This is a genomic window from Phycisphaerae bacterium, assembly GCA_017999985.1.
Classification (GTDB): domain Bacteria; phylum Planctomycetota; class Phycisphaerae; order UBA1845; family Fen-1342; genus JAGNKU01.
The window spans coordinates 176,098-183,386 of sequence record JAGNKU010000010.1 but is presented as its reverse complement, the minus strand read 5'-3'; the positions used below and the strand labels follow the sequence as shown (position 1 = coordinate 183,386).

General features: G+C 66.6%; 6 protein-coding genes. 3 read left to right on the top strand and 3 right to left on the bottom strand.

The annotated features are described in order from the left end of the window. Positions 1–206: 206 nt before the first annotated feature. Together KA383_14635 and KA383_14630 are read right to left on the bottom strand one after the other, a co-directional pair. Positions 207–1,226 carry a 2-oxoacid:ferredoxin oxidoreductase subunit beta gene (locus KA383_14635; GenBank protein ID MBP7747352.1) on the bottom strand — a complete coding sequence of 340 codons (1,020 nt, stop codon included), beginning with the start codon at positions 1,224–1,226 and terminating at the stop codon, positions 207–209. Continuing rightward, positions 1,223–3,103 (bottom strand): 2-oxoacid:acceptor oxidoreductase subunit alpha, encoded by a 1,881-nt coding sequence (locus tag KA383_14630; GenBank protein MBP7747351.1) that lies wholly within the window; start codon positions 3,101–3,103, stop codon positions 1,223–1,225. The genes KA383_14635 and KA383_14630 overlap by 4 nt, the downstream gene beginning before the upstream one ends. Before the next feature lie 415 nt (positions 3,104–3,518). Here KA383_14630 and KA383_14625 point away from each other — a divergent pair, with 415 nt between their 5' ends. The 3 genes from KA383_14625 to KA383_14615 are packed head-to-tail and all read left to right on the top strand — an operon-like array spanning position 3,519 to position 5,768. Beyond that, on the top strand, positions 3,519–4,688 hold the full coding sequence (locus KA383_14625; protein ID MBP7747350.1) for an LL-diaminopimelate aminotransferase: 1,170 nt from the start codon (positions 3,519–3,521) through the stop codon (positions 4,686–4,688). After that, positions 4,682–5,191 (top strand): 2-amino-4-hydroxy-6-hydroxymethyldihydropteridine diphosphokinase, encoded by a 510-nt coding sequence (folK, locus tag KA383_14620; protein ID MBP7747349.1) that lies wholly within the window; start codon positions 4,682–4,684, stop codon positions 5,189–5,191. Before KA383_14625 ends, folK begins: the two co-directional genes overlap by 7 nt. Next, positions 5,151–5,768, top strand: a complete 618-nt coding sequence (locus KA383_14615; GenBank protein ID MBP7747348.1) for a flavin reductase family protein — start codon at positions 5,151–5,153, stop codon at positions 5,766–5,768. Before folK ends, KA383_14615 begins: the two co-directional genes overlap by 41 nt. 13 nt (positions 5,769–5,781) lie before the next feature. Here the strand turns inward: KA383_14615 and KA383_14610 are convergent, their stop codons facing one another. After that, entirely contained in the window at positions 5,782–7,281 is a 1,500-nt protein-coding gene (locus tag KA383_14610; GenBank protein ID MBP7747347.1) for an error-prone DNA polymerase, read from the bottom strand. Between the last annotated feature and the right edge of the window lie 8 nt (positions 7,282–7,289).

The window sequence follows — 7,289 nt, the reverse complement described above, 5'->3', positions numbered from 1 at the left end:
TGGCGTCGCGGCCTACCCATGCGGGAGATAATGCGCAGGCCTGAGGCAAAGCGCAAATTAAGATCGTGTTAAACCCGCGTGTGTTTTTCGCATGCCCTAGCAAGTCGAGTGCCGAACAGAATTGATGCCGACCCCGGATTCCGGAGGCCAGGCCTCTGGTCGGTCATGCGACCGACCAGAGGTCGGTCCCCCAGTCCTTGCGCGGACTATGCCACCTTCCACGTATCGCCCGCGTGGAACAGGCGATCGAGCGTGCCGACGCCGCGCTTCTCCTTCGCCGCCTGGATCTGCCCCATGAGCAATTCCTCGTACGGCGGCTTCTCGACCGCGCGAAAGACGCCGAGCGGCTCCGGAAACTCGGGATACACCATGCGCGCGAGCCGAAACGCCATCGACGGGTCCGTGGCCTTCTCGTCGTGGATGATCAAATCGTCTTGTGAGACGCGCGCCAGCTCAACGACTTCCGGCGTATCGCCATTCAGGCGAATGCCCTTGTCGCGGTTGTTGCCGAAGATCAGCGGCTTGCCGTGCTCCAGGTAGACGACGTGCTCGTTCTTCGTCTGCCGGTCGGTCGCGAAGCTGTACGCGTTGTGATTGTAGACCTGGCAGTTCTGGTAGACCTCCAGGAACGCCGTGCCCCTGTGGGCGACCATGCGCTCGAGCACGTACTGCAGATGCTGCACGTCCGTGTCGACCGCCCGCGCGGCGAACGTGATCTCCGCCCCGATCGCCAGCGAGATCGGATGGATCGGGTGGTCGATGGACCCGGCCGGCGACGACTTCGTCCGCGTGCCGAACTCGCTGGTCGGCGAATACTGCCCCTTCGTCAGCCCGTAGATGCGGTTGTTGAAGAGGATGATCTTCAGGCCGACGTTGCGGCGGATCGTGTGCAGGAAGTGGTTGCCGCCGATGCTGAGCGCGTCGCCGTCGCCGGTGACGACCCAGATGTTCAGGTTCGGGTTGGCGCATTTCACGCCGGTCGCGATCGCGGGCGCGCGGCCGTGGATGCTGTGAAAGCCGTAAGTGTCCATGTAATACGGGAAGCGGCTGGAGCAGCCGATGCCCGAGACGAAGACGGTGTTGTCCTTGTCGGCGCCGTGCGCCGCCAGGACTTTCTGCAACTGGATCAGGATCGAATGGTCGCCGCAACCCGGGCACCACTTGACCTGCTGGTCCGTCTTGAAGTCCTTGGCACTCAGCCCGGCGGGATCGAAGGGTGCTGTCATGACGCCTTGCCTCCCAGCAGTTCATCGACCCGGTCGAGAATCTCGCTGACCATGAACGGGCGCCCCTGCACTTTGTGCAGCCCGACGGCGTCCACGAGGAAGTGGCCGCGGAGCAGCAGTTGCAGTTGACCCATGTTGAGTTCGCAAACCAGTACTTGCTTGAAATGCCGGAGCACGTCCCCGAGGTTCCGCGGGAACGGATTCAGCCAGCGCAAATGGGCGTGGGACACGTCCTTGCCGTCCTCGCGGGCCCGCTCGATCGCGGTTCGCACGGCACCATACGTCCCGCCCCACGATACCACGAGCAGCTCGCCGCGCTGCGCGCCGTAAACCTCCTGATCGGCGATGTCGCGCGCCACCTTGGCAACCTTCTCCGCTCGCAGATCGACCATCCGCTGGTGGTTCGACGGCACGTAGCACACGTTGCCCGTGATGTCGGCCTTTTCCAATCCACCGATGCGGTGATGCAGGCCCGGCGTGCCCGGGATCGCCCACGGTCGGGCACCGTTCTCATCGCGGGCGTACGGCTGGAAAGTCGCCGGGTCGGTCGCGTGGTGCACCGGGATTTTATGCAGTTCGCCCTCGTCGGGGATCCGCCACGGCTCGGAGCCGTTCGCGAGGTACCCATCGGTCAGCAGGATCACCGGCGTCATGTACTTGATGGCGACGCGCGTGGCTTCGATCGCCGACCAGAAGCAGTCGGCCGGCGACTGCGCTGCCAGCACCGGCAGCGGGCATTCGCCGTTGCGGCCCAGAATGGCTTGGTGCAGGTCCGCCTGCTCGGTCTTGGTCGGCAGGCCCGTGCTCGGGCCGCCGCGCTGCACGTTGACGATCACGCACGGCAACTCAGTCATGACCGCCAGGCCGATCGCTTCCTGTTTCAGCGCCATGCCCGGCCCGCTCGTACCGGTCACCGCGAGCGCCCCGCCGAACGCGGCCCCCACCACCGAGCACATCGCTGCGATCTCGTCCTCGGCCTGGAACACGCGTACGTCGTGCTCCTGGTAGCCGCTCAATTCGTGGAGGATTTCGCTCGCCGGCGTAATCGGGTAGCTGCCGTAGAACAGCGGCTTGCCGGCGAGGTTCGCGGCCGTCACCAGCCCAAGGGCCGTGGCCTGGTTGCCGGTCAGGCTGCGATAGGTGCCGGGTCGCAGCTCGGCGGGCTTGATGCGATAGCGGAGCGTGAACATCTCCGCCGTCTCGCCGAACGCGTAGCCGGCCCGCAGCGCCAGGGTGTTGGCGCGGGACACGGCCGGCACCTTGCTGAACTTGGACGTGATCCAGCGCTCGGTGGCCTCGAGCGCGCGGTCAAACAGCCAGTACAGCACACCGAGGGCGTAGAAGTTCTTACAGCGGGCGGCGTCACGCGGGCCCAGGCCGGTCTCCTTGACCGCTTCGAGCGTGTGCTGCGTGATCGGAATCGCGTACAGCCGGTAGCGCTTCAGCTCGTCGGTCTCGAGCGGGTTGGCCGCGTACTGGGCTTTCTGAAGGTTCGACTCATTGAACTCATCCGAGTTCACAATCAGGATGCCGCCCTCGAGCACGTCGCCCAGATTCGCCTTCAAGGCGGCCGGGTTCATCGCCACCAGCACGTCGATCCGGTCACCCGGCGTGAAGATGTGCCGGCTGGCGAAGTTGACCTGGAACCCCGAGACGCCGGCCAGCGTGCCCATCGGCGCGCGAATCTCGGCCGGGTAGTCCGGGAAGGTGGCGACGTCGTTCCCCAGCACCGCGGACGTGGCCGTGAACTGGGTCCCAACCAGTTGCATGCCGTCACCGGAATCACCGGCGAACCGCACCGCCGCCTGCGGCAGCTCCTTGACTGGCTTGGTGGACCGTGGCTCGGGCTTGACGTCGCGCGAGGTAGTAGTACCCATCATGCGTCTCACATCGGGGTGCAGCGGGGAGGCGGCGCACCGTGATCACCGTGTGCCACCTCGGTCTTGGCGTGTAACGAGCCGCTTGCGTTCACTGAGAGCCAGGACTTCATCGCCGTGACTGCTCGACTCCCGCGAAACGATATATCCTAGCGGCGTGCCGCGGCCGATGCCACCCTTCCCGGCCGCGCGGCGCGATTTCGGGACCGGGCGCGCGGCCCCGTCCGCATGACGCGCCCTGCCTTGTTCGCGACCCGCCGGCCCTCTACACTGACGCCCCGCGGCCCGATGTGTGGGCCGTTTTGTGCTGACGAGCGCCGCGCTCGCCCTGGGGGACCGACCTGCGGTCGGTCAAGCGACAGGCCGGAGGCCTGTCCCCCCAATCTGCCGTTGGCGCCATTGGTGAGTACCACACATGCCGATTCGACATAGCCAGCGCCTGCAAGCCCTGCCCCCCTACTTGTTTGCCGAGATCGACCGCAAAAAACGGGCCGCCCGCGCCGCCGGACGCGACATCATCGACTTCGGCGTGGGCGACCCGGACCTCCCCACGCACGCGTTCATCATCGACCGCATGCAGCAGGCCATCCGCAAACCCGCGAACCACGTGTACCCCTTCGGCGGCGGCTCCGCCGAATTCCGCCGCACGATCGCGGCGTTCTTCCAGAAGCGCTACGGCGTCGAGATCGACCCGCAGCGCGAACTGGTCGCCCTCATCGGCAGCAAGGAAGGCATCGGTCACCTGCCGCTCGCGGTCGTGAACCCCGGCGACACGGTGCTCGTCCCCTCGCCCGGGTACCCCGCCTACGTCGCCGGCACGGTCTTTGCGGGCGGCGTGCCGCATGTGCTCGATCTGACCGAGTCCGGCGGGTGGTTACCGGACCTCGACGCCATCCCGGCGGAGATCGCGCGCCAAACAGTCCTCATGTTCCTGAATTACCCGAATAACCCGACGGGCGCGACCGCCCGTCTCGACTTTTTCGCCCGCGCCGTCGCCTTCGCCCGCCAGCACGACATCCTGCTCGCGCAGGACGCGGCCTACAACGAGATGTACCTTGGCGACGAGCGGCCGCCGAGCATTCTGCAGGTGCCCGGCGCGCGGGAGATCGCGCTGGAGTTTCACTCGGCATCGAAGACATTCAACATGACCGGCTGGCGCATTGGCTTCGCCGTCGGCAACGCGGACGCAATCGCCGCGCTCAGCGGCATCAAGTCAAATTTCGACACCGGCGTGTTCGCGGCCATCCAGGAAGCGGCGTGCGAAGCGTACGCGAACATCGACCGGCCCGAGCTGCATGCGATGCGCGCCCTGTATCGCAGTCGCGCCACGCTGCTTTGCGATGGACTGCGCAAGCTGGGGTTCCACGCCACGCCGCCCAGCGCGACGTTCTACGTCTGGGCCCGCGTTCCCATCGGCCTCGACTCAATGACGGTCTGCAATCGACTTCTGGACGAGGCCGATGTCGTGGGTGTCCCCGGCGGCGGCCTGGGCCCAACCGGGGAGGGCTACGTGCGCTTCTCGCTGGGCGTCCCCGCCGAGCGGATCACGGCGGCGCTGCAGCGCATGGAGAAGCTGACATGGTAGCGGGTGGCGGCGTCTTCATCGCCCTGGGATCCAACCTCGGCGACCGCGCCCGGCACATTCACGACGCGCTCCGCGAACTCGCCGCCGCGGGCGACATCAAGGTGCTCGCCTGCTCGTCGCTGCACGAGACGGAACCGGTCGACGGGCCGCCCGACGCGCCGCCGTTCCTGAATGCCGTCGCCGAAATCGCGACCGGGCTCGAGCCGCGAGCCTTGTTGCTGCGTATGCTGGAAATCGAGCGTCGGCACGGCCGCGAACGCGCGCCCGGGCGCTTCTCACGTCCGCTCGACCTCGACTTGCTGCTGTATCACGACCGGTGCATCGACGAACACGACTTGCAGGTCCCGCACCCGCGCATGTGGCAGCGGCGTTTCGTCACCGACCCCCTGTCCGAGATCAGTGATCTGCAGCGCCTCGCCGCGCGTCATGCACCTCACGACTCCCCAGCGGAGCACCCCTGCCATGTACCTCGACCTGCAAGCCGGCCAGAAGCCGTGGCGTGACGTCTACAAGCTCTGCATCGGCTTCATCAACCCGCGCCCAATCGCCCTCGTCTCCACGCGCGCACCGACCGGCGAGCTCAATCTCGCGCCGTTCAGCTTCTACAACATGGTCTCCGGCAACCCGCCCGTGGTGCTCTTCTGCCCCACGTTTCGCCGCAGCGGCGAATCGAAGGACACGTTGCAAAACATCAAGGCTACCGGGCAATTCGTGATCGCCACGGTCTCGGCCGCGCTCGCGACGCCCATGACCCGTTGTGCGGCGGAGCTGCCGACCGGGCAGAGTGAGTTTGATTTCAGTGGTCTCACGCCGGTGCCCGCGACCAAGGTCCAGCCGCCGCTCGTGAAGGAGGCGCCGGTCAACATCGAATGCAGCCTGCGCCAGATCGTGACCACCGGCGAGCGTCCCGGCGGCGGCAACGTCGTTTTCGGCGACATTCTCGCCATTCACCTCGCGGACGAGATTCTCGATGCCAATGGCCTCGTCGACCCGCACAAGCTGTCGACGGTGGGCCGCCTTGGCGGATCGTGGTACTGCAACGTCACGCAACCCTATGAGTTGAAGATCCCCGAGGTGTAGCGACCTTTCGCGCTCAATGGAAATCCCGCGACTTCGCGCGCACCGGCGCGATCTGTGCCGAAAGATCGCTCAGCCGCGTCACCTGCACGTGGATCACCGCCCCGACCCGCTCCACGACGCCGGCCGCAATGAGGGCCACTTTGCCGCGCCCCACGCGCCGATCGCGGTCCCACACCTGTGGCCGGATGATCAGGTTCGCTGTTCCCGTCTCGTCCTCCAGCGTCATGAACACCAGCCCCTTCGCGGTCCCCGGTCGCTGGCGATGCGTCACCAGCCCCGCCACCGCAATGCGCTGCCGCGCCCGCGCGGACAGCAGCCGCTCGCATGGGCTGACCTTCAGCGCCGTCAGCTCCTCGCGGACGAGTCCGATCGGATGGGCATTCAGCGACAGCCCCAGGGCGTCGTAGTCCTGCACGACGACCTCATCCATTGGCATTACCGGCAGGTTCGCCGGCGGCTCGCTCGGCTCCATTTCCGCAAACAGCGGTGCCGGATGATCATCGAGCGCCAGAATCTCCCACAGCGCTGCACGCCGACTCAGGCCCAGCGACCGAAACGCGTCGGCGGCCGCGAGGCGCAGCAGCGTCTCGCGTGAAACATCCGGCCGGCGGGCCAGCGCATGGATCGAAGTAATGCCCCCTTCGCGCTGCGCCGCCTCGATGCCGCGGACCTTCTCCGCGCTCAGGCCACGAATGAGACGGAGGCCGAGGCGGAGGGCCGTGACGACGGCAGGGATCAAGGGATCAAGGGGACAAGGGATCGAGGGCTGGGAACGCGTCCCTGAGCGATCCAGTGCATCTTCGCCTCGATCCCTCGATCCCTCGATCCCTCGATCCCTCTCCTCCAAGCTGCAGTCCCACCCACTCCGCCCCACGTCCACCGGCAACACCACCACTCCGTGCCGCAGCGCATCGCGCACCAGTTGTGCCGGCGCGTAGAAACCCATCGGTAGTGAATTCAGGATCGCCCCCGTGAACGCGGCCGGGTGATAGCGTTTCAGCCACGCCGACACGTACACCAGCAGCGCGAACGACGCCGCGTGGCTCTCCGGAAAGCCGTACTCGCCGAACCCACGAATCTGCTTGAAGATCTGCTCCGCGAACGCCGGCGGATAGCCGTTGGCCAGCATGCCCTGGATCAGTCGGATCTGGAAACTCTCGATCTTTCCCCCGCGCCCCCACGCCGCCATCGACCGCCGCAACTGGTCCGCCTCGCCTGGCGTGAACCCGGCCGCGACGACCGCAACGCGCATCACCTGTTCCTGAAACAGCGGCACGCCGAGCGTCTTCTCCAACACGCCGCGCACTGCGGGGCTCGGATACCACACGGGCTCCAGCCCGTCGCGCCGGCGGAGGTATGGGTGCACCATCCCGCCTTGAATCGGCCCCGGCCGCACAATCGCAACTTCGATAACCAGGTCATAAAAGCACCGCGGCTTGAGGCGCGGCAACATCGACACCTGCGCGCGGCTTTCGATCTGGAACACGCCGACGGTATCGGCGGCGCAGATCATGTCGTAGA

Bases quoted from the DNA above. Each gene is read 5' to 3' on its own strand.
- KA383_14625 (MBP7747350.1), top strand. From the start codon at position 3,519: ATGCCGATTCGACATAGCCAGCGCCTGCAAGCCCTGCCCCCCTACTTG.
- KA383_14610 (MBP7747347.1), bottom strand. From the start codon at position 7,281: ATGATCTGCGCCGCCGATACCGTCGGCGTGTTCCAGATCGAAAGCCGC.
- KA383_14630 (MBP7747351.1), bottom strand. From the start codon at position 3,103: ATGGGTACTACTACCTCGCGCGACGTCAAGCCCGAGCCACGGTCCACC.
- KA383_14635 (MBP7747352.1), bottom strand. From the start codon at position 1,226: ATGACAGCACCCTTCGATCCCGCCGGGCTGAGTGCCAAGGACTTCAAG.
- folK (MBP7747349.1), top strand. From the start codon at position 4,682: ATGGTAGCGGGTGGCGGCGTCTTCATCGCCCTGGGATCCAACCTCGGC.
- KA383_14615 (MBP7747348.1), top strand. From the start codon at position 5,151: ATGTACCTCGACCTGCAAGCCGGCCAGAAGCCGTGGCGTGACGTCTAC.